This window comes from Streptomyces sp. NBC_00846 (genome assembly GCF_045207325.1).
In the GTDB taxonomy this organism is placed as follows: Bacteria; Actinomycetota; Actinomycetes; order Streptomycetales; family Streptomycetaceae; genus Streptomyces.
This window is the reverse complement of sequence record NZ_CP108846.1, coordinates 5,729,093-5,749,462: the sequence shown is the minus strand read 5'-3', so window position 1 is coordinate 5,749,462 and position 20,370 is coordinate 5,729,093. Positions and strand designations below refer to the sequence as shown.

The following is a 20,370-nucleotide window of genomic DNA, read 5'->3' as shown; positions in this document are numbered from 1 at the left end:
AGCAGTACTAGTGAACAACAACCTGTCGTGCCGAATAGTCAACGTTCCACCCATGAGCAACCACCGTCGAACATTTGCCGACGTAGTGGCCTCTGACCAGGCAAGCCCGGTAAGAAGTGCTCCTTAGAAAGGAGGTGATCCAGCCGCACCTTCCGGTACGGCTACCTTGTTACGACTTCGTCCCAATCGCCAGTCCCACCTTCGACAGCTCCCTCCCACAAGGGGTTGGGCCACCGGCTTCGGGTGTTACCGACTTTCGTGACGTGACGGGCGGTGTGTACAAGGCCCGGGAACGTATTCACCGCAGCAATGCTGATCTGCGATTACTAGCAACTCCGACTTCATGGGGTCGAGTTGCAGACCCCAATCCGAACTGAGACCGGCTTTTTGAGATTCGCTCCGCCTCGCGGCATCGCAGCTCATTGTACCGGCCATTGTAGCACGTGTGCAGCCCAAGACATAAGGGGCATGATGACTTGACGTCGTCCCCACCTTCCTCCGAGTTGACCCCGGCAGTCTCCTGTGAGTCCCCATCACCCCGAAGGGCATGCTGGCAACACAGAACAAGGGTTGCGCTCGTTGCGGGACTTAACCCAACATCTCACGACACGAGCTGACGACAGCCATGCACCACCTGTACACCGACCACAAGGGGGGCACCATCTCTGATGCTTTCCGGTGTATGTCAAGCCTTGGTAAGGTTCTTCGCGTTGCGTCGAATTAAGCCACATGCTCCGCTGCTTGTGCGGGCCCCCGTCAATTCCTTTGAGTTTTAGCCTTGCGGCCGTACTCCCCAGGCGGGGAACTTAATGCGTTAGCTGCGGCACCGACGACGTGGAATGTCGCCAACACCTAGTTCCCAACGTTTACGGCGTGGACTACCAGGGTATCTAATCCTGTTCGCTCCCCACGCTTTCGCTCCTCAGCGTCAGTAATGGCCCAGAGATCCGCCTTCGCCACCGGTGTTCCTCCTGATATCTGCGCATTTCACCGCTACACCAGGAATTCCGATCTCCCCTACCACACTCTAGCCTGCCCGTATCGACTGCAGACCCGGGGTTAAGCCCCGGGCTTTCACAACCGACGCAACAAGCCGCCTACGAGCTCTTTACGCCCAATAATTCCGGACAACGCTTGCGCCCTACGTATTACCGCGGCTGCTGGCACGTAGTTAGCCGGCGCTTCTTCTGCAGGTACCGTCACTTTCGCTTCTTCCCTGCTGAAAGAGGTTTACAACCCGAAGGCCGTCATCCCTCACGCGGCGTCGCTGCATCAGGCTTTCGCCCATTGTGCAATATTCCCCACTGCTGCCTCCCGTAGGAGTCTGGGCCGTGTCTCAGTCCCAGTGTGGCCGGTCGCCCTCTCAGGCCGGCTACCCGTCGTCGCCTTGGTAGGCCATCACCCCACCAACAAGCTGATAGGCCGCGGGCTCATCCTTCACCGCCGGAGCTTTCAACCCCGTCCCATGCGGGACAGAGTGTCATCCGGTATTAGACCCCGTTTCCAGGGCTTGTCCCAGAGTGAAGGGCAGATTGCCCACGTGTTACTCACCCGTTCGCCACTAATCCACCCCGAAGGGCTTCATCGTTCGACTTGCATGTGTTAAGCACGCCGCCAGCGTTCGTCCTGAGCCAGGATCAAACTCTCCGTGAATGTTTTCCCGTAATCGGGACAACACAACACGAGAGCGGAACGATCAGCCGGAATAAGACCGATCGTTCACAGCGTCCTCGCTGTGTAATTGCCTACCGGAACCGTGAGGCCCGGCAGGACTTTCAAAGGAACCACCAACCTGCCGAAGCAGGCCGGGGTATCAACATATCTGGCGTTGACTTTTGGCACGCTGTTGAGTTCTCAAGGAACGGACGCTTCCTTTGTACTCACCCGCAGAACATTCTCTGGGGCTTTCCTCCGGGCTTTCCCTTCGGTCTTGCGTTTCCGACTCTATCAGACTCTTTCGTGTCCGATTCCCGGTCGAAGCGGGTTCGCTTTCCAGTTCTTCGCTTTCGCGTTTCCCTTTCCGGCGGTTCCAACCTTACCAGACTCTTTTCCGTTCCGTTTCCGGTTCGAATTTGAATTCTGGTGGCCTTTGGAGTGACCTTGCCTTTCGGCGGATCCGACTTTATCAGAAGTTCTGAGTCGGAATTCCCGCCCCTATCGGGGTGGCCACGACGCACGAGTGCGCGGGGTGGTTCCCGGTCAGGCGGAGCCGTAAACGTACTGGAGCGGGGCGCCCTGATGCAAATCGGGGGCCCCGCTCCGGAGTTCGCGCCTGTCGAGGTCAGACCTCGACGACGACCGGAAGGATCATCGGGCGCCGGCGGTAGGTGTCGGAGACCCACTTGCCCACCGTGCGGCGGACCAGCTGCTGGAGCTGGTGGGGCTCCATCACGCCGTCCTGGGCGGACCTGTTGATCGCTTCCTCGATCTTCGGCGCGACGGCGCTGAACGCCGAGTCGTCGATGCCGGAGCCGCGGGCATGAATGTCCGGGCCGCCCGTGATCTTGCCGGAGGAGCTGTCGACCACGATGAAGACGGAGATGATGCCCTCCTCACCGAGGATCCGGCGGTCCTTGAGGGAGGTCTCGGTGACGTCCCCGACCGAAAGGCCGTCGACGTACACGTAACCGGCCTGGACCTTGCCGACGATCTTGGCCTTGCCGTCGATGAGGTCGACGACGACGCCGTCCTCGGCGATGACGATGTGGTCCTTGGGGACACCGGTGAGGGCGCCCAGTTCGGCGTTGGCCCTGAGGTGGCGCCACTCGCCGTGGACCGGCATCAGGTTCTTCGGCTTGCAGATGTTGTAGAAGTACAGCAGCTCGCCGGCCGAGGCGTGGCCCGAAACGTGGACCTTGGCGTTGCCCTTGTGGACGACGTTGGCGCCCCAGCGGGTCAGGCCGTTGATCACGCGGTAGACCGCGTTCTCGTTGCCCGGGATCAGGGACGACGCCAGGATCACCGTGTCGCCCTGGACGATCCGGATCTGGTGGTCGCGGTTGGCCATACGGGACAGTGCGGCCATCGGCTCGCCCTGGGATCCCGTACAGACCAGCACCACCTCGTCGTCCGGCAGGTCGTCGAGGGTCTTGACGTCGACGACCAGGCCCGCGGGGACCTTCAGATATCCCAGATCACGGGCGATGCCCATGTTGCGGACCATCGAGCGGCCGACGAAGGCGACCCGGCGGCCGTACTCGTGGGCCGCGTCGAGGATCTGCTGGATGCGGTGCACGTGGCTGGCGAAGCTCGCCACGATGATGCGCTTCTGGGCGTTGGCGAAGACCGTGCGCAGGACGTTGGAGATGTCCCGCTCGGGCGGTACGAAGCCGGGAACCTCCGCGTTGGTGGAGTCGGAGAGAAGAAGGTCGATGCCTTCCTCGCTCAGCCTGGCGAACGCGTGCAGGTCAGTGAGCCGGCCGTCCAGCGGGAGCTGGTCCATCTTGAAGTCACCGGTCGCGACGGCCATGCCCGCGGGTGTGCGGATGGCGACCGCGAGTGCGTCCGGGATGGAGTGGTTGACCGCGACGAACTCGCAGTCGAAGACTCCGATGCGCTCGCGCTGGCCCTCCGCGACTTCGAGAGTGTACGGGCGGATGCGGTGCTCCTGGAGCTTCGCCTCGATCAGCGCGAGGGTCAGCTTGGAGCCGATGAGGGGGATGTCCGGCTTGAGGCGCAGCAGGTACGGGACACCACCGATGTGGTCCTCGTGGCCGTGCGTGAGGACGATGCCCTCGATGTCGTCGAGACGGTCCCGGATCGTGGTGAAGTCCGGCAGGATCAGGTCGATTCCCGGCTGCTCCTCCTCCGGGAAGAGAACCCCGCAGTCGACGACGAGCAGGCGGCCGCCGTACTCGAAGACCGTCATGTTGCGGCCGATTTCGCCGAGGCCGCCGAGCGGGGTGACCCGGAGGCCGCCCTTCGGGAGCTTCGGCGGGGTGCCGAGTTCGGGATGCGGATGACTCAAAAGACTCTCCTTACCACACACGCCACGTACCGCTTGGGCACGTGGCGCGCATGTCATTCGTGCACTTGCTGTTGTCTGGTGTTGTCGCTCTTGCGAGTGTTCTTCGCTTATTCAGTTGTGAAGTCTGTGGTTACAGCTGTACCCCACCGGCGGCGAGATCGATCTTGAGCTGCGCCGTTTCCTGTGCGGTGAGTTCCACCAGGGGGAGGCGCAGCGGGCCTGCGGGGAGGCCCTGGAGGGCCAGTGCGGCCTTGGTGGTGATCACGCCCTGGGTGCGGAACATGCCGGTGAAGACCGGCAGGAGCTTCTGGTGGATCTCCGTGGCTTTCTGGACATCGCCGCCGAGGTACGCCTCGATGAGGGCGCGCAGGTCGGGGGTGACGACGTGGCCGACGACGGAGACGAAGCCGATGGCGCCGACCGAGAGGAGCGGCAGGTTCAGCATGTCGTCGCCGGAGTACCAGGCCAGGCCCGATCGGGTGATGGCCCAGCTTGCGCGGCCGAGGTCGCCCTTGGCGTCCTTGTTGGCGACGATACGCGGGTGCTCGGCGAGCCGTACCAGTGTCTCTGTGTCGATCGGTACACCGCTGCGGCCGGGGATGTCGTAGAGCATCACCGGCAGCCCGGTGGCGTCGGCGATGGCCGCGAAGTGCCGGAAGATGCCTTCCTGCGGCGGCTTGTTGTAGTAGGGCGTCACCGCGAGGAGGCCGTGGGCGCCGGAGCGCTCGGCCGTGCGCGCGAGCTCGATGCTGTGCCGGGTGTCATTGGTGCCGATGCCGGCGACGACGTGGGCCCTGTCCCCCACTGCTTCCAGTACAGCCCTGACGAGCTGGTCCTTCTCCGCGTCGCTGGTGGTCGGGGACTCGCCGGTGGTGCCGTTGATGATCAGGCCGTCATTGCCTGCGTCCACCAGATGGGTGGCGAGCCGCTGGGCACCGTCGAGGTCGAGTGCACCGTCCGCCGTGAAGGGCGTGACCATAGCGGTGAGGACCCGCCCGAAGGGGGTCTGCGGAGTGGAGATCGGAGCCATGGGTAACACGCTACTCGCTGCTCAGCGCCCAATGCCCCCTCGGGGGGACACGCAATAGGAGCCCGGCACTGCCTGCTCGGGGGTTCAAGCAGTGCCGGGTCCGTTTGATCAGCCTAGATGAACTTCACGAAACGCTGCAATACGGACACCGCTTACGGGGCTACACGTCCGTTTTTGTTAAAGGCTGCATGGGTGAGCGGCATGAGACGGGCCCAGTGCTCCTCCATCTGCTGCCCGACCATCTCGATCTCCCGCTGCGGGAACGAGGGCACCTTGGCCAGCTCGTGCTGGGTGCGCAGGCCGAGGAAGTGCATCAGCGAGCGGGCGTTGCATGTGGCGTACATCGAGGAGAACAGGCCGACGGGGAGCACCGCGCGGGCGACCTCGCGGGCCACTCCCGCGGCCAGCATCTCCTGGTAGGCCTCGTACGCCTGGCGGTACGAGTCCTCCATGATGCGGCCGGTGAGCTCCTGCTGGGCCTGGGTGCCCTCGACGAACTCGTACTTCCCGGGGCGCCCCTGCTGGACGAGCTTGCGGGACTCGCCCGGGACGTAGAAAACCGGTTCCAGCTCCCTGTAACGGCCCGATTCCTCGTTGTACGACCAGCCGACGCGGTGGCGCATGAACTCGCGGAACACGAAGATCGGGGCGCTGATGAAGAAGGTCATCGAGTTGTGCTCGAACGGGCTGCCGTGCCGGTCGCGCATCAGGAAGTTGATGAGCCCCTTGGACCGCTCAGGGTCCTTGGTGACCTCCTCCAGGGACTGTTCCCCGGCCGTGGAGACACGGGCCGCGAACAGGACGTCGGAGTCGCCTGCGGCATGTTTCACCAGCTCAACGGTGACATCGCTGCGGAAGCTCGGCTTTGCGGGCTCGGGGGTCTCGGTCACCGGCGGGGTCCTTCCAATTGCGTCGCTCGGGCGGCGCCCACTCTACGGGCCGCCACTGACAACGAGGACTGGAAGGGTCGTGCCGGGATTTCTTCGACGAATTCGGTGATTCGGGGCACCGAACGGGTCTGTCGTACGTCTGACTCGATAGCAGCATCCGTACCAGGGTTCAAGGAGAGTCTTCTCATGTTCCGCCGGCGTGAATCCGTCCCGTTCTCGTTCGTAGCCGAGGCCGACCGATTCCGCAGTAACGTCACCCCGCCCCCGCGTGAGCGCACCAGTGTCTCGCAGCTGGCCGACCGTTCCCTCATCGGGCTGACGGTCGTCGCAGGTCTCGTGGGGTCGCTGATCCTCGGCCTGCCCGCTCTGAGCATCGCCCAGGACCCGTCGCACTCCCAGCAGACGGAGGCCGCCCACGGGCGCTGACTCGTACGGGCCCCCTGGGGTGGTCGGGCGGTGACCTCCTCGGTAGCCTCACCGGGCACAGCAATCGAGCGTGCTTGTGAGTGAGGATCAGTCGTGCCCCTGCCCTTCCTGACGGCCGACCGCGCGTTTGACGCGAGAGCTGAGGACATCGCGCTGCCGTTCGACGACCACGACAAATGGCGGCGTCCGTACCGCCCCGGGCCCTGGCGGGTCGCGGCTGCGGCCTCCATGTTGCTGCTCGCGTCGTTCGTCCTGCTCGCGGGGATGGTGATCGCGTTCGCCGGGGAGCTGCCGGGTGCCGCCATGTGTCTGGGACTCGCGCTCGTGGTCATCGTCTGTGCCCTGCGACTGCTGCGGCTCGGCGCCTGGGTAAGCAGGCACGGCGTGCGGCGGGTGGGCTTCTTCAGGACGACGACCGTGCCGTGGAATCGCGTCACGGCCGTCCGTACCGTGCAGCAACCGGTGAAGTGGCTCGGGTTTCCGCGCACGGTGCAGGGTCAGGCACTGATCGTCGTACGGCAGGGTGGCGAAACGATTCCGCCCCTGCTCACCGACAGCAATGCGGACTTTCTGGCGCGGCGCGAGGCGTTCGACCGTGCTGCGGACACGATCGAGGCGTGGGGGGACGAGTATCGGCGGCATTGAGGCGGGTGGTTACCGGGCCCGCCCGGTAACCATTTCCGTCCTCAGTCGCCCGATGGGCCTGATCCGGCCGGTGTGACCCGTCCGGGGACGGGCCTCGTGTGCAGGGCGATGGCGCGTTGCATGGCCTTGCGGGCCCGAGGGGTGTCCCTGGCGTCCTGGTAGGCGACGGCCAGGCGGAACCAGCAGCGCCAGTCCTCCGGGGTGTCCTCGGTCTCCTCGCGGCGCCGTGCGAACACGGCGTCGGCCGAGGCACGGTCGATACGGCCGGACGGGGTACGGATCAGCTCGTCGACCGGCAGGCCGCCCTCCGCGTCGAGTTCCGCGGCCAGTGCGTTGGCCCGCGCCACGAACTGGGTGTTCTTCCAGAGGAACCAGACCCCGATCACCGGCAGGATCAGCACCGCGACCCCGAAGGTGACCGTCAGCAGGGTGCCGTGCTCGATGAGCAGGATGCCACGGCTGCCGACCAGGACGAAGTAGAAGACGAGGACGGCAGCGGTGACGAAGTAAGTGATCTTTGCGCGCATGGCGGGGGCTCAGTCAGTTCAGGTCGAGGAAGTTTTCCAGGCCGAACGTCAGGCCGGGAGTGGTCACCACGCGGCGTGCGCCGAGCAGGATGCCCGGCATGAAGCTGCTGTGGTGCAGGGAGTCGTGGCGGATGGTGAGGGTCTCCCCCTCGGCGCCGAGCAGCACTTCCTGGTGGGCGAGGAGACCGCGGAGCCGGATCGCGTGGACGGGGACGCCGTCGACGTCCGCTCCGCGGGCCCCGTCCAGGGCCGTGATGGTGGCGTCCGGCTGCGGGGCGCAGCCGGCCTTCCGCCGGGCGTCGGCGATCAGCTGGGCGGTGCGGGTGGCGGTGCCCGAGGGGGCGTCGGCCTTGTTGGGGTGGTGGAATTCGATGACCTCGACGGACTCGAAGTAGCGGGCGGCCTGCTCCGCGAACTTCATCGTGAGAACGGCGCCGATGGAGAAGTTCGGCGCGATGAGCACACCGGTCTCCGGAGACCCGGAGAGCCAGGTGTTCAGCTGCGCGAGCCGTTCGTCGGTCCAGCCCGTCGTACCGACGACGGCGTGGATGCCGTGCCGTACGCAGAAGTCGAGGTTACCCATCACCGACGCGGGGGTGGTGAGCTCGACGACGACCTGGGCGCCGTTTTCCGCGAGGGTCTCCAGCTTGTCGCCGCGGCCCAGGATGGCCACCAGCTCCATGTCGTCGGCGGCCTCGACGGCTCGTACCGCCTCGGATCCGATACGGCCCTTGGCGCCGAGAACGGCCACGCGCAGCTTGCTCATTGCTCTGCTTCCTTACGGGTGGGTTAGGAGACCGCTTCGTCGAGGCGGTCGGCCTGCTTGTCCTTGAGCGGGCCGATGACGGAGAGCGAGGGGCGGTGTCCGAGGACCTCGCCCGCGACCGCGCGGACGTCATCGGGGGTGACCTGCGCTATCCGGGCCAGCATGTCGTCGACCGACATCTGGTCGCCCCAGCACAGTTCGCTCTTGCCGATGCGGTTCATCAGCGCGCCGGTGTCCTCCAGGCCCAGGACCGTGGAGCCGGAGAGCTGCCCGATGGCGCGGCCGATCTCCTCATCGCTCAGTCCTTCGGACGCTACCCGGTCGAGCTCGTCCCGGCAGATCTTGAGGACGTCATGGACCTGGCTGGGCCGACAGCCCGCGTACACGCCGAAGAGTCCGCAGTCGGCGAAGCCCGAGGTGTACGAGTAGACGCTGTAGGCGAGACCGCGCTTCTCCCTTACCTCCTGGAAGAGGCGTGAGCTCATGCCGCCGCCGAGGGCGGTGTTGAGGACGCCGAGCGCCCAGCGCCGGTCGTCGGTACGGGCCAGGCCCGGCACGCCGAGGACGACATGGGCCTGCTCGGTCCGGCGGTTCAGCAGCTCGACGCGGCCGGCGGTGCGCAGGGTACGGGAGCCCGCGCGCGGGCCGACCGGGACGGCGTCGGTGCGGGACAGGGCGCCCGCGCGCTCGAAGGCCTTGCGGACCTGGCGTACGACCGTGGCGTGGTCGATGTTGCCCGCGGCGGCGACGACCAGGTGTGTGGGGTCGTAGTGCTTCTTGTAGAAGCGGGTGATCCGGCCGCGGTCGAGCGCGTTGATGGTGTCGACGGTGCCGAGGACGGGGCGGCCGAGGGGGGTGTCGCCGAGCAGTGTGTGTGCGAACAGGTCGTGCACGCAGTCGCCCGGGTCGTCCTCGGTCATGGCGATCTCCTCGAGGATGACGCCGCGCTCGGCGTCGACGTCCTCGGCGGTGATCAGCGAGCCGGTCAGCATGTCGCAGACGACGTCGATGGCCAGCGGCAGGTCGGTGTCGAGGACCCGCGCGTAGTAGCAGGTGTACTCCTTCGCCGTGAAGGCGTTCATCTCGCCGCCGACCGCGTCGATGGCGGCGGAGATGTCGAGGGCGCTGCGTTTGGCGGTGCCCTTGAAGAGGAGGTGTTCGAGGTAGTGCGTCGCGCCGTTCAGGGTGGGGGTCTCGTCGCGTGATCCGACGTTGGCCCAGATCCCGAAGGTGGCGGAGCGGACGGAGGGCAGGGTCTCGGTGACGACGCGGAGGCCGCCCGGAAGGACGGTTCGCCGGACCGTACCGATGCCGTTGGTGCCCTTGAGAAGCGTTTGGGTACGGGCGACGGCCCGCGCCTCGGAAGAGGCGCGGGCCGTCGTCACGGAACTACGGGACGTCACTTGGAGGCGTCGTCCTTCTTCTCGTCTTCTTCACCCTCGACGACCGGGATCAGGGAGAGCTTGCCACGGGAGTCGATCTCGGCGATCTCGACCTGGACCTTGGCGCCGACGCCGAGCACGTCCTCGACGTTCTCCACGCGCTTGCCACCGGCGAGCTTGCGGATCTGCGAGATGTGCAGCAGGCCGTCCTTGCCCGGCATGAGGGACACGAACGCGCCGAAGGTGGTGGTCTTGACGACCGTACCCAGGTAGCGCTCGCCGACCTCCGGCATGGTCGGGTTGGCGATCGAGTTGATCGTGGCGCGGGCGGCCTCGGCGGCCGGTCCGTCGGCGGCACCGATGTAGATGGTGCCGTCGTCCTCGATCGTGATGTCGGCGCCGGTGTCCTCCTGGATCTGGTTGATCATCTTGCCCTTGGGGCCGATGACCTCACCGATCTTGTCCACCGGGATCTTGACGGTGATGATCCGCGGGGCGTTCGGGGACATCTCGTCCGGGACGTCGATGGCCTCGTTCATCACATCGAGGATGTGGAGGCGGGCGTCGCGGGCCTGCTTCAGCGCGGCGGCCAGGACCGAGGCGGGAATGCCGTCGAGCTTGGTGTCGAGCTGGAGCGCGGTGACGAACTGCTTCGTGCCGGCGACCTTGAAGTCCATGTCGCCGAAGGCGTCCTCCGCACCGAGGATGTCGGTGAGGGCGACGTAGTGGGTCTTGCCGTCGATCTCCTGGGAGATCAGACCCATGGCGATACCGGCGACGGCGGCCTTGAGCGGCACACCGGCGTTCAGCAGCGACATGGTGGAGGCGCAGACCGAACCCATGGACGTCGAGCCGTTGGAGCCCAGCGCCTCGGAGACCTGGCGGATCGCGTAGGGGAACTCCTCGCGCGTCGGCAGCACCGGCACGATGGCGCGCTCGGCGAGCGCGCCGTGGCCGATCTCGCGGCGCTTGGGCGAGCCCACGCGGCCGGTCTCACCGACGGAGTACGGCGGGAAGTTGTAGTTGTGCATGTAGCGCTTGCGGGTCACCGGGGAGAGGGTGTCCAGCTGCTGCTCCATGCGGAGCATGTTGAGGGTGGTGACGCCCAGGATCTGGGTCTCGCCACGCTCGAACAGCGCCGAGCCGTGCACGCGCGGGATGGCCTCGACCTCGGCGGCGAGCGTACGGATGTCCGTGACGCCACGACCGTCGATGCGGACCTTGTCCTTGATGACGCGCTCGCGGACCAGCTTCTTGGTCAGCGAACGGTACGCGGCGGAGATCTCCTTCTCGCGGCCTTCGAAGGCCGGGAGCAGCTTCTCTGCGGCGATCTCCTTGACGCGGTCCAGCTCGGCCTCGCGGTCCTGCTTGCCGGCGATGGTGAGCGCCTGGGCCAGCTCGGACGTCACGGCGGCGGCGAGCGCCTCGAAGACGTCGTCCTGGTAGTCCAGGAAGACCGGGAAGTCGCCGGTGGGCTTGGCGGCCTTGGCGGCGAGGTCCGACTGGGCCTTGCAGAGCGCCTTGATGAAGGGCTTCGCGGCTTCGAGACCGGCGGCGACGACCTCTTCGGTCGGGGCCTCGGCGCCGTCCTTGACGAGCTGGATGGTCTTCTCGGTGGCCTCGGCCTCGACCATCATGATCGCGACGTCGCCGTCCTCCAGGACGCGACCGGCGACGACCATGTCGAAGACGGCGTCCTCGAGCTCGGTGTGCGTCGGGAAGGCGACCCACTGGCCCTTGATCAGGGCGACACGGGTGCCACCGACCGGGCCGGAGAAGGGCAGGCCGGCCAGCTGCGTGGAGCAGGAGGCGGCGTTGATCGCGACCACGTCGTACAGGTGGTCGGGGTTGAGCGCCATGATCGTCTCGACGATCTGGATCTCGTTGCGCAGGCCCTTCTTGAAGGAGGGGCGCAGCGGGCGGTCGATCAGACGGCAGGTGAGGATCGCGTCCTCGGAGGGCCGGCCCTCCCGACGGAAGAAGGAGCCGGGGATCTTGCCGGCGGCGTACTGCCGCTCCTCGACGTCCACCGTGAGGGGGAAGAAGTCGAGCTGGTCCTTGGGCTTCTTGGACGCGGTGGTGGCCGACAGCACCATGGTGTCGTCGTCCAGGTACGCGACGGCGGAGCCGGCGGCCTGCTTGGCCAGGCGGCCCGTCTCGAAGCGGATGGTGCGGGTGCCGAAGGTTCCGTTGTCGATAACGGCCTCGGCGTAGTGGGTCTCGTTCTCCACTAGCGTTCTCTCCGATACATATCGTCTTCTCGCCCCCACGCCCGTGTGGCGGGGGACGGTAGCGGAGAAGCCCTCCATCGGCGGGCCGGTCTTCGATCGAAGCACCCGGGTCGATGACTCCGGGGGCCACTACCGAGGACCGGCGGCGGGGAGGTCTGCTTCTCGCTCGTCCGTGGTTCGTTCTGCCGGTCGTTCTGCGACCAGGTTACTGAGATTCGACTCAGCTTGGCATTCCGGGCGTGCGGGCAGGCCCGTCATGTCCCGTACATGCGTACGTACGCACAATCGTACGTACAACAAAGGGAGCGGCCCCCTCAGTAGTGGGAACCGCTCCCTTCACGGCGTTTTACTTGGCGCCGCCGGCCGCACCGCGGCGGATGCCGAGGCGGTCGACCAGGGCACGGAAGCGCTGGATGTCCTTCTTGGCCAGGTACTGCAGAAGGCGGCGGCGCTGGCCGACCAGGATCAGCAGACCACGGCGGGAGTGGTGGTCGTGCTTGTGCGTCTTGAGGTGCTCCGTCAGGTCCGAGATGCGACGGGAGAGCATCGCGACCTGGACCTCGGGGGAGCCGGTGTCGCCCTCCTTCTGGGCGAACTCGGACATGATCTGCTTCTTCGTAGCGGCGTCGAGCGGCACGCGTACTCCTCTTTGATGTTCGATGCGTCCACGAGTGCCCCTGGTCTTGATCGCAGGGGTTCTTCCGTTACTCGGGGGCGAAGGTCCGATGAGCGCAGATCCCAGGATGATCCGGGAGCGCGTACACAAACGGCCGTCACACAGCGTACCAGTTCGGCGGAGCCGGTTCGGTCGGGGGCGAGGTGGCCCCGGGAGTCCGGTGACGGCCCCGTCCTCGATCGCCGGACGGGCTTGACTTCGCCTGGCCGAGCTCGGGTTCTGCCGGGTGGGCCCGCGGGGTCGGCTGGTGAGAGCGCGGATCGAGTGATAGAGATCGAAAACGGCGAGGCACAAGGGGACAGCGTCAGGAGCACACACGTTTCGGCGATCTCCAGGAGCGCCCCCAGAACGGGGTGATCCGGAGCGGGGTATCGCGTTCGGTATCGACGAGAACAACCTGGAGCCGGTCTTCCTCGGCTTCGAGCGCGACCCGTTCTTCCTGGTGTTCGGCGAGAGCGAGTCCGGCAAGTCCAATCTGCACCGGCCTCGGGCCGCCGACACCCTGAGCCTCTTCGACAAGGGCGAGCTCATCACCTGGTTCGAGGGCCGCCCCCGCCCGAAGGACGTATCGCCGAGGCTCAGCTGCCCCTGCGGCGTCCTGGAGCACACGCCGACGTCTGTGTGGGAGGTGCGGGCGAACTCCGCGCTCGCCGGCCTCCGCCCACTCGTCGAGCGCGCGAAAGGCTCAGTTGTCAGTTCGCAGCCGGAGAAGCCGTGTCATCGGCCTTGATGTCGAAGTTGATCTTGCTTCCGTCGACAGATGAAACCTTGACCGTCACGCCCAAGGTGCTGCCGTCGTTCGCCGTGAGCGTGCAGCGGGTGGTGTTGCCGACCTTCCCGACGAGGTCGTCGGGACAGGTGACGTCCGGCTTCGGCCGGCCCGTTGTGGCGGCGAGCTTCTCGGAGACCGTGGTGGCCAGCTTGTCCGCAGACAGTTCCGGATCGGAATTTCCCACACTGACCGAGCCCGAACAGCCGGCGAGCAGCGCGCCGACAGCGGCGGCCGAGAGGCTCCAAGTTACTGCGGCCATACGGGCGTTGGTCATGGTGGGATCCCCTCCAGGTGATCAAAACAGGAAGACGCCGGAAGCATACTTGGCGGGGCTGCTCCGGCATGCTGCGGGAGCGTCGCCCTGACCTGGGCCGGAGCAGTAAACGTTCCAGTCCGAACGAGCAACAAACAGTGCTCCGTGAACTCTTCGCTCTACGTGCAAACGATCTCCACCCGCGAGGGGTCGGATCGGGAAGACTGACTCTTGAAGTTGTCGAACTGCCCCTCGATCTCGATCTCATCGAGTTTCGACGCGAGGATGAAGGCTCAGCACTCCCCCGCCTGCGTCGCCGTTCCTACGCGCGTGCAGCCGCGGCGCGACGAGCGCCGGCACACCGCCTACGCGGTGGACCGATGGCCCGAGTTGGGCCGGGGGCGACTCCACTTCCGCGCCTCGTCTCGCCGCTGACCTCGGTCCCCGCGTATGCGACGGCCTTCAGCCTGACCGTGCGACGCGGTTCGCGCCAGGGCGATGCGTCCGTGTCAGGGCACGTACGGATCACGGGCGGATCCGATACCGAACTGGTCGGGGCACGAAGGACATTGGAGCAAGCCGCACGGCACGCCGAGGTCGGCCGGCCCGGCTGGACCGCGAGCAACTGCCGGGCGTGCTGGCGACGCTCCCGCCGGGAGGTGCGCATTGACGAATCGCACCGAGCCGAGGCGGGGACTGCATGGTCCTCGCCACGCGGGGCACACGCTGGCCGCGGAGCACCTGGGCGCGCTGTCGTTGCCGGTCGGGGACGACTCCGTGATCATCGGCACCGATGCCGAGGGGCGCCCGCAGTTGATCGGGTGCCACCGACCGGCACCGTACGACGTCCTGTTGATCGGCGGCCTGTGGACCGCGCAGGTGCTGGCGTTGCGCGCGGCGGCTACGGGGGCGCGGGTGGCGGTCGAGACCGGGCGCACCCAGGCGTGGACGACTCCGGCGCAGGCCGCGGGTGCCGGTCCTGAGTGCGTCTCCCTCCATGACGTGGGCCGGGTTCCGCCGACCGGAGCGACCGTCGGCAGCCCCGTGGTAGTGGTACGGGACTGTGGAATGCGCCCGCCCCGTGGCCGGGTGGTCTCCTCGCCCTGGCAGTCGGTGTTGACGCTGCTGCCCTATTCGAGCCCCCGTGGCACCCCGGTTGATGCGGGCGTCGACGCTCGTGGGTATCCAGCGGGTCTCGCCCGCCGAGGCGGACCGGATCGGCCGGTTCCTGGGGATCGCCCGGGCCGAGAGCGAGGCCCTGCCCACCCCGGCGGACGGGGTCACGCTCTGGGTGGCGGGCCGTGAGCGCCACTGGGTGATGACCCGCGCGACGGACGTCGAGACCGGCCTGCTGGGCGCTGCTCGCCGGGATGGACTGAATACTGTTCCGTTCGCAACCCCGGGCCTGCCGCTTCCAGGGAGGATGACCGGGGAACGACACGGTTCGATCGAAGGGACGCCGACATGGGCACCCAGCAGGAAAAGGAAGAGCTCTACGCTCTCGACATCTCGGATGTGGAGTGGCTGAGCGCACCGGGAACCGAGAACGTCGAGGAACGGGTCGAGATCGCGCATCTTCCGGGCGGCGCGGTCGCCATGCGCTCGTCGCTGGACCCGGAGACCGTGTTGCGGTACACGGAGGCCGAGTGGCACGCGTTCGTACTGGGCGCACGGGACGGTGAGTTCGACCTCACGTAGGCAATGGCCAACGGAAAGGGTGGCTGTCCGATCACGGCGGCCACCCTTTCACCACGCCTGGATATGTCGCGAATTGACCGCTTCGGTCTGTGTGCTCCGCCGCGCTCGGGGCACTTGAGGTCGGCGCGTGACCTACTGGACAGTTCCTGCCGTGCGGTACGGCCTGCCGCAGTGAGCCCGATGACGATTAGGGTGGGTCGGGGGGCAGCAGAAGAACCTGCGGGCAGGCGATGCGCGTCCCCAGGGGGAGAGCCGGGCGGATCGGACAACGGGAACGGTCGCCCCCACCCACCACGGCACAAGGGTGCTCGACCACACCAGGAGGCAAAGTGAACGGCGATCGGGACGAGATCCGCGGGAGCTGGAACAAGCCCGCCGACGAGTCGTCCGACGCGGAGCCCGCCGAGATGACGGGTGAGTTCACCATCGACTACACCCCGCCCGCCTGGTACACGCAGAACGCGCCGGGGGACTCGTCGGGCGGCGCCGAATCGCACCTGGCGCCGCCTCCGCCGCCCAGCGGGGCGCCGGTGTCCGTGCCCGCGCCGCCGTCGGCCGGGGGCGGTTTCGACCCCAACTGGGCTCCGGCGCCGCCCACTCCGGTTCAGTCCGCGGCGGGTGACTCCGCCGTTCCTTCGCCTGCTTCTACGCCTGCGGAGGGAGCGGGACCGGGACCGGTGACTTCCGACGGGATGGCGGATCCGTTCGGGGGCGGTGATGTGGAGAGCGGCGCGACCATGCGGTTCTCGCCCACTGCGCTGAAGCGGGAGATCGCGGAGCGCGAGGCGGCGGCGAAGAGCGTGGACGGCTCGGCTGCGGACTCGGGTTCCGCGGACATTGGTGCCGGGGCAGGTACTGGTGCCGGAGTAGGTGCTGGTGACGGAGTAGGTGCTGGTGACGGAGTAGGTGCTGGTGACGACCGTACGGACGCGGGCGAGGCCCCCGGTTCCGCGCAAGCCGCGGACGCACCCGCGGAGTCGCCCGCCGATGAGCCCGACGGCGCTGCCGCCGCGGATACCGGTGCCGACGTCGCGGCACCCGCCGATCCGCCGGGCAGCGGCCTGATGAGCGGTGCCGCGGACGAGCCGGAGGGCGCCATCGCGCCTTCGGGTGCCGTCGCGGACGCGGTGCCTCATCAGGACGTCCCGGCGGCCGCCGCGCCGGCCCCCTGGACCCCGGCGCCGCCGCAAGGCGAGCTGCCGCCGCTGCCGCCTGCCTTCCAGCCCGCCGCACCGCAGCCCACCGCACCCCAGGCGGCACCGCAGTGGCCCGCTCCGGCTCCGACCGGCCAGGGGCCCGGTGGCTACGGATTCCCGCAGGCCGGCGCGGTCCAGCCACCGCAGGTACCGCACCAGCCTCATCAGGGCGGTTACGGCTTCCCGCAGCCGCCTCAAGTGCCCCAGCAGCCGCAAGCGCCCCAACAGCACCAGTGGCCCGCGCAGCAGGGCGCGCCCCTCCCGCCCCAGGTCCCCCAGCTGCCTCAGCAGCCGGTCCAGGGCACGCCCCATCTGCCGGCGCAGGTCGCCCCGCAGCAGCCCGTACCCCAGCAGCCCTCCCACCCCCAGCTGCCGCAACAACAGCACCCACAACAACAGCACCCCCAGCAACAGCAGCCGCAGCCGCAGCCGCAGCAACAACAGCCCCACGGACAGCCCGTCGACCCGCGCACCGGGGCCGCCTGGCCGACCCCGGTCACCCACGACCAGCGCGAGCGTTCCGTGCCCGGCGCCCCGCTCGGGTACACGGCAGCGGTGGAGCTCTCCTCCGACCGGCTCGTCCGGGGCAAGCAGAAGGCGAAGAGCAGCCGTACACCGTCCGGCGCGGCCCGCTTCAAGCTCGGCGGCAAGAAGGAGGAGGCCGAGCGGCAGCGCAAGCTCGAACTGATCCGTACGCCCGTGCTGTCCTGCTACCGGATCGCGGTCATCAGCCTCAAGGGCGGTGTCGGCAAGACCACGACGACCACCGCCCTCGGCTCGACCCTGGCCACCGAGCGGCAGGACAAGATCCTCGCCATCGACGCCAACCCGGACGCGGGCACGCTCGGCCGCCGGGTGCGCCGGGAGACCGGGGCCACCATCCGTGACCTGGTCCAGGCGATCCCGTACCTCAACTCGTACATGGACATCCGCCGCTTCACCTCGCAGGCGCCCTCCGGTCTGGAGATCATCGCCAACGACGTGGACCCGGCGGTCTCCACGACGTTCAACGACGAGGACTACCGACGCGCCATCGATGTGCTGGGCAAGCAGTACCCGATCATCCTCACCGACTCGGGCACCGGTCTGCTCTACAGCGCGATGCGCGGAGTGCTGGACCTCGCCGACCAGCTGATCATCATCTCCACGCCGTCGGTCGACGGTGCGTCCAGTGCGTCCACCACGCTGGACTGGCTGTCGGCGCACGGCTACGCGGAACTCGTACAGCGTTCCCTCACCGTCATCTCGGGCGTCCGCGAGACCGGCAAGATGATCAAGGTCGATGACATCGTGCAGCACTTCGAGACGCGCTGCCGCGGCGTCGTCGTCGTACCGTTCGACGAGCATCTGGCGGCCGGCGCGGAGGTCGACCTCGACATGATGCGTCCCAAGACCCGCGAGGCGTACTTCCACCTCTCCGCGTTGGTGGCCGAGGACTTCGCGCGCGCTCAGCAGCAGCAGGGGCTCTGGACGTCGCACGGCTCCAATCCGCCCCCGCAGTACGCCCCGCCGCTGCCCGGCCAGCAGTACGCGCCGCAACAGCCGTACCCGCCGCAGCAACAACCTTACGGCGGTCAGCAGCCCCCGCAGCCGTACCCCCCGCAGCCCGGCCCGGGAGTGCAACAGCACGGCTGGCAGCAGTCGTTGCCCTCCCAGGCCCAGTCCGCGGCGAGCCCCGCCGGTCCGCCGCCGCCTCACCAGCAGCAGCCCGGCCTGCCTGGTCAGCCGGGGCAGCCCGGTCAGCCGGGGCAGCCCGAACTGCAGGGTCCCGTACCGCCCGTGGGCTGGCAGCAGCAGCCGCCGCCAGCGCCTCAGCAGTAAGGCAACAGAGGTCTGAACCAATGAGGGCCCGCACCGTTTCCACGGTGCGGGCCCTCCGCTTATTCCCGCAGACCACACGCCGTTTCGATGACCGTTGACGCGGCTCGACCACCGCTGATAGACCTTCGCTTCACCAGCTGGCGAACCACAGATCAACCCGCCTTCTCCGTGCGAGTCATGACGCGAGGTCCCTGACCATGGTCGAAAGAGTTCCACCACTGACTGCCCAGCCACGCTCACGTCTGCGTGTCCTGCTGGCCTCCGGCGCCGCCGCTCTGGCACTGACCGCCGGTTCCGTCGTCGGCGTGCCCCTCGGTGGCGCGCCGCAGCAGGCGCAGGCCGCCGACAGCGGCAAGTCGACGCTGACCGTCGCCGTCGCACAGAGTGTCGATTCCCTGAGCCCGTTCCTCGCTCAGAAGCTGATGAGCACGAGCGTCAGCCGGCTCATGTACGACTTCCTGACGAACTACGACCCCAAGGACAACCACGCGGTCCCCGCCCTCGCCACCAAGTGGGAGCCGTCCGCGGACAAGTTGACCTGGACGTACACCATCCGGTCCGACTCCAAGTGGTCGGACGGCCAGCAGGCCACAGCCGAGGACGCGGCGTGGACGTTCAACAAGATGATGACCGACGAGGGCGCCGCGCAGGCCAACGGCAACTTCGTCGCGAACTTCAAGAAGGTGACGGCTCCGAGCCCGACGCAGCTGGTCATCGAGCTCAAGGAGCCGCAGGCCACCATGGCCGCGCTCGATGTGCCGATAGTCCCGAAGCACGTCTGGGAGAAGGTCGGTGACTTCTCCAAGTTCAACAACGACACGAAGTTCCCGATCGTCGGCAATGGGCCGTTCATCCTGACGGACTACAAGGTCGACCAGTATGTGAAGCTCAAGGCCAACAAGGACTTCTGGCGCGGTAAGCCGAAGTTCGACGAGCTGGTCTTCAAGACGTACAAGGACCAGGACGCCGCGGTCGCCGCGCTGCGCAAGGGCGAGGTCTCCTTCGTCGCCGGCTCCCCCGCCCTGACGTCCGCTCAGGCCGCCTCCCTCAAGGGCGAGAAGAACGTCAAGGTCAACGAGGGTCCGGGCCGCCGCTTCTTCGCGCTGGCCACCAACCCGGGCGCGCAGACCAAGGACGGCAAGAAGTTCGGCAACGGCAACAAGGCCCTTCTCGACCAGAAGGTGCGCCAGGCCCTCTTCCTGTCCATCGACCGCAAGACCATCATCGACAAGGTCTTCCAGGGCCACGCCGTCGAGGGCCAGGGCTACATCCCGCCGCGCTTCTCCACGTACTTCTGGCAGCCCTCCGCCGACCAGAGCCTCGCCTACGACCCGGCCAAGGCCGCCAAGCTCCTCGACGAGGCGGGCTACCCGCTCAAGGGCGACCAGCGCGTCGGCAAGGACGGCAAGCCGCTCGACCTGCGCATCCTGTGCCACGCCACGGATCCGAACGACAAGGCGATCGGCAAGTACCTCAAGGAGTGGTGGGGCAAGCTCGGCATCGGCCTCAAGGTCGACTGTCTCGACAACGTCTCGGTGCCGTGGTACGCCGGTGAGTACGACCTCGCCTTCGACGGCTGGTCGGTCAACCCGGACCCGGACTTCGTCCTCGGCATCCACACCTGCGGCGCGCTGCCCGTCAAGGCCAAGGACAGCGCCACCACCGACAACTTCATCTGCGACAAGACGTACGACGAGCTCTACAAGAAGCAACTCGCCGAGTACGACCCGGCCAAGCGCGCGGACATCGTCAAGCAGATGCAGTCGTGGATGTACGACTCGGGGTACATGAACGTCATCGCGTACCCGAACGCGGTCGAGGCCTACCGCACCGACCAGATCAAGTCGATCAAGACCATGCCCGAGGCGGCAGGCAACATCTACGGCCAGGACGGGTACTGGAGCTGGTGGTCGGCCGTTCCGGCGGGCAGCAGCAGTTCGGACAGCTCCGGCGGGTCCGGCTCCACCGGAGTCGTCGTAGGCATCATCGTGGTGGTCGTGGTACTCGCCGGTGGCGGGCTGTTCATCGCGAAGCGCCGTCGTACCACCGCGGACGACCGCGAGTAGTCACGCGGACGGGTTGAGAGGGGC

At 67.3% G+C, this 20,370-nt stretch carries 15 protein-coding genes, 1 rRNA gene and 2 pseudogenes; 7 read left to right on the top strand and 11 right to left on the bottom strand.

The features are described from left to right. Positions 1-127: 127 nt before the first annotated feature. From OG936_RS26495 to thyX, 4 genes are all read right to left on the bottom strand, one after another. A 16S ribosomal RNA gene (locus OG936_RS26495) occupies positions 128-1,653 on the bottom strand. Positions 1,654-2,281: 628 nt separating this feature from the next. Continuing rightward, positions 2,282-3,967: a ribonuclease J gene (locus tag OG936_RS26490; protein ID WP_266749051.1), complete on the bottom strand. Its 1,686-nt coding sequence runs from the start codon at positions 3,965-3,967 to the stop codon at positions 2,282-2,284. A 130-nt stretch (positions 3,968-4,097) separates the two neighbouring features. Next, a complete protein-coding gene (dapA, locus tag OG936_RS26485) occupies positions 4,098-4,997 on the bottom strand; it encodes a 4-hydroxy-tetrahydrodipicolinate synthase (RefSeq protein WP_406497961.1) in 900 nt (299 codons plus the stop codon). Positions 4,998-5,149: 152 nt separating this feature from the next. Further along, entirely contained in the window at positions 5,150-5,887 is a 738-nt protein-coding gene (thyX, locus tag OG936_RS26480) for an FAD-dependent thymidylate synthase (protein ID WP_266749048.1), read from the bottom strand. 186 nt (positions 5,888-6,073) lie between these two features. On the opposite strand from thyX, the gene OG936_RS26475 reads away from it, so the two are divergent. Together OG936_RS26475 and OG936_RS26470 are read left to right on the top strand one after the other, a co-directional pair. After that, positions 6,074-6,313 (top strand): hypothetical protein, encoded by a 240-nt coding sequence (locus OG936_RS26475; protein ID WP_406497959.1) that lies wholly within the window; start codon positions 6,074-6,076, stop codon positions 6,311-6,313. Positions 6,314-6,406: 93 nt separating this feature from the next. Next, positions 6,407-6,958: a hypothetical protein gene (locus OG936_RS26470; protein WP_406497957.1), complete on the top strand. Its 552-nt coding sequence runs from the start codon at positions 6,407-6,409 to the stop codon at positions 6,956-6,958. Between the two features lie 41 nt (positions 6,959-6,999). On the opposite strand, the gene OG936_RS26465 is transcribed toward OG936_RS26470, so the two are convergent. The 7 genes from OG936_RS26465 to OG936_RS26435 all read right to left on the bottom strand — a co-directional run bounded on the left by OG936_RS26465 (position 7,000) and on the right by OG936_RS26435 (position 13,586). Continuing rightward, complete coding sequence (locus tag OG936_RS26465) at positions 7,000-7,485, bottom strand: tetratricopeptide repeat protein (protein ID WP_266905229.1); 486 nt, start codon at positions 7,483-7,485, stop codon at positions 7,000-7,002. Between the two features lie 13 nt (positions 7,486-7,498). Beyond that, positions 7,499-8,251 (bottom strand): 4-hydroxy-tetrahydrodipicolinate reductase, encoded by a 753-nt coding sequence (gene dapB / locus OG936_RS26460; RefSeq protein WP_406497955.1) that lies wholly within the window; start codon positions 8,249-8,251, stop codon positions 7,499-7,501. Positions 8,252-8,274: 23 nt separating this feature from the next. Next, positions 8,275-9,654, bottom strand: coding sequence for a M16 family metallopeptidase (locus OG936_RS26455; RefSeq protein ID WP_406497954.1), 1,380 nt, complete (start codon positions 9,652-9,654; stop codon positions 8,275-8,277). Continuing rightward, positions 9,651-11,864 carry a polyribonucleotide nucleotidyltransferase gene (locus OG936_RS26450; RefSeq protein WP_406497952.1) on the bottom strand — a complete coding sequence of 738 codons (2,214 nt, stop codon included), beginning with the start codon at positions 11,862-11,864 and terminating at the stop codon, positions 9,651-9,653. Before OG936_RS26450 ends, OG936_RS26455 begins: the two co-directional genes overlap by 4 nt. A 346-nt stretch (positions 11,865-12,210) precedes the next feature. Beyond that, positions 12,211-12,501, bottom strand: coding sequence for a 30S ribosomal protein S15 (gene rpsO / locus OG936_RS26445; protein WP_003965855.1), 291 nt, complete (start codon positions 12,499-12,501; stop codon positions 12,211-12,213). A 343-nt stretch (positions 12,502-12,844) separates the two neighbouring features. Further along, complete coding sequence (locus OG936_RS26440) at positions 12,845-13,147, bottom strand: hypothetical protein (protein ID WP_406497950.1); 303 nt, start codon at positions 13,145-13,147, stop codon at positions 12,845-12,847. Positions 13,148-13,232: 85 nt separating this feature from the next. Beyond that, positions 13,233-13,586: a DUF4333 domain-containing protein gene (locus OG936_RS26435; protein ID WP_406497948.1), complete on the bottom strand. Its 354-nt coding sequence runs from the start codon at positions 13,584-13,586 to the stop codon at positions 13,233-13,235. Between the two features lie 318 nt (positions 13,587-13,904). Between OG936_RS26435 and OG936_RS26430 the strand changes: the two are divergent. The 5 genes and pseudogenes from OG936_RS26430 to OG936_RS26410 form a co-directional block, all read left to right on the top strand. Further along, positions 13,905-14,235: pseudogene (locus OG936_RS26430) on the top strand (type VII secretion protein EccE); the annotation flags it as partial. Further along, a pseudogene (locus OG936_RS26425) lies at positions 14,232-14,934 on the top strand (hypothetical protein); the annotation flags it as partial. The pseudogenes OG936_RS26430 and OG936_RS26425, both read left to right, overlap by 4 nt. Before the next feature lie 95 nt (positions 14,935-15,029). After that, positions 15,030-15,263: a DUF397 domain-containing protein gene (locus tag OG936_RS26420; protein WP_384456853.1), complete on the top strand. Its 234-nt coding sequence runs from the start codon at positions 15,030-15,032 to the stop codon at positions 15,261-15,263. A gap of 329 nt (positions 15,264-15,592) precedes the next feature. After that, positions 15,593-18,280: an SCO5717 family growth-regulating ATPase gene (locus OG936_RS26415; RefSeq protein WP_406497945.1), complete on the top strand. Its 2,688-nt coding sequence runs from the start codon at positions 15,593-15,595 to the stop codon at positions 18,278-18,280. A gap of 197 nt (positions 18,281-18,477) precedes the next feature. Next, positions 18,478-20,346, top strand: coding sequence for an ABC transporter substrate-binding protein (locus OG936_RS26410; protein WP_406497944.1), 1,869 nt, complete (start codon positions 18,478-18,480; stop codon positions 20,344-20,346). Positions 20,347-20,370 lie beyond the last annotated feature (24 nt).

Bases quoted from the DNA above. Each gene is read 5' to 3' on its own strand.
- OG936_RS26410 (WP_406497944.1), top strand. From the start codon at position 18,478: ATGGTCGAAAGAGTTCCACCACTGACTGCCCAGCCACGCTCACGTCTG.
- OG936_RS26420 (WP_384456853.1), top strand. From the start codon at position 15,030: ATGGGCACCCAGCAGGAAAAGGAAGAGCTCTACGCTCTCGACATCTCG.
- OG936_RS26475 (WP_406497959.1), top strand. From the start codon at position 6,074: ATGTTCCGCCGGCGTGAATCCGTCCCGTTCTCGTTCGTAGCCGAGGCC.
- dapA (WP_406497961.1), bottom strand. From the start codon at position 4,997: ATGGCTCCGATCTCCACTCCGCAGACCCCCTTCGGGCGGGTCCTCACC.
- OG936_RS26435 (WP_406497948.1), bottom strand. From the start codon at position 13,586: ATGACCAACGCCCGTATGGCCGCAGTAACTTGGAGCCTCTCGGCCGCC.
- dapB (WP_406497955.1), bottom strand. From the start codon at position 8,251: ATGAGCAAGCTGCGCGTGGCCGTTCTCGGCGCCAAGGGCCGTATCGGA.
- OG936_RS26465 (WP_266905229.1), bottom strand. From the start codon at position 7,485: ATGCGCGCAAAGATCACTTACTTCGTCACCGCTGCCGTCCTCGTCTTC.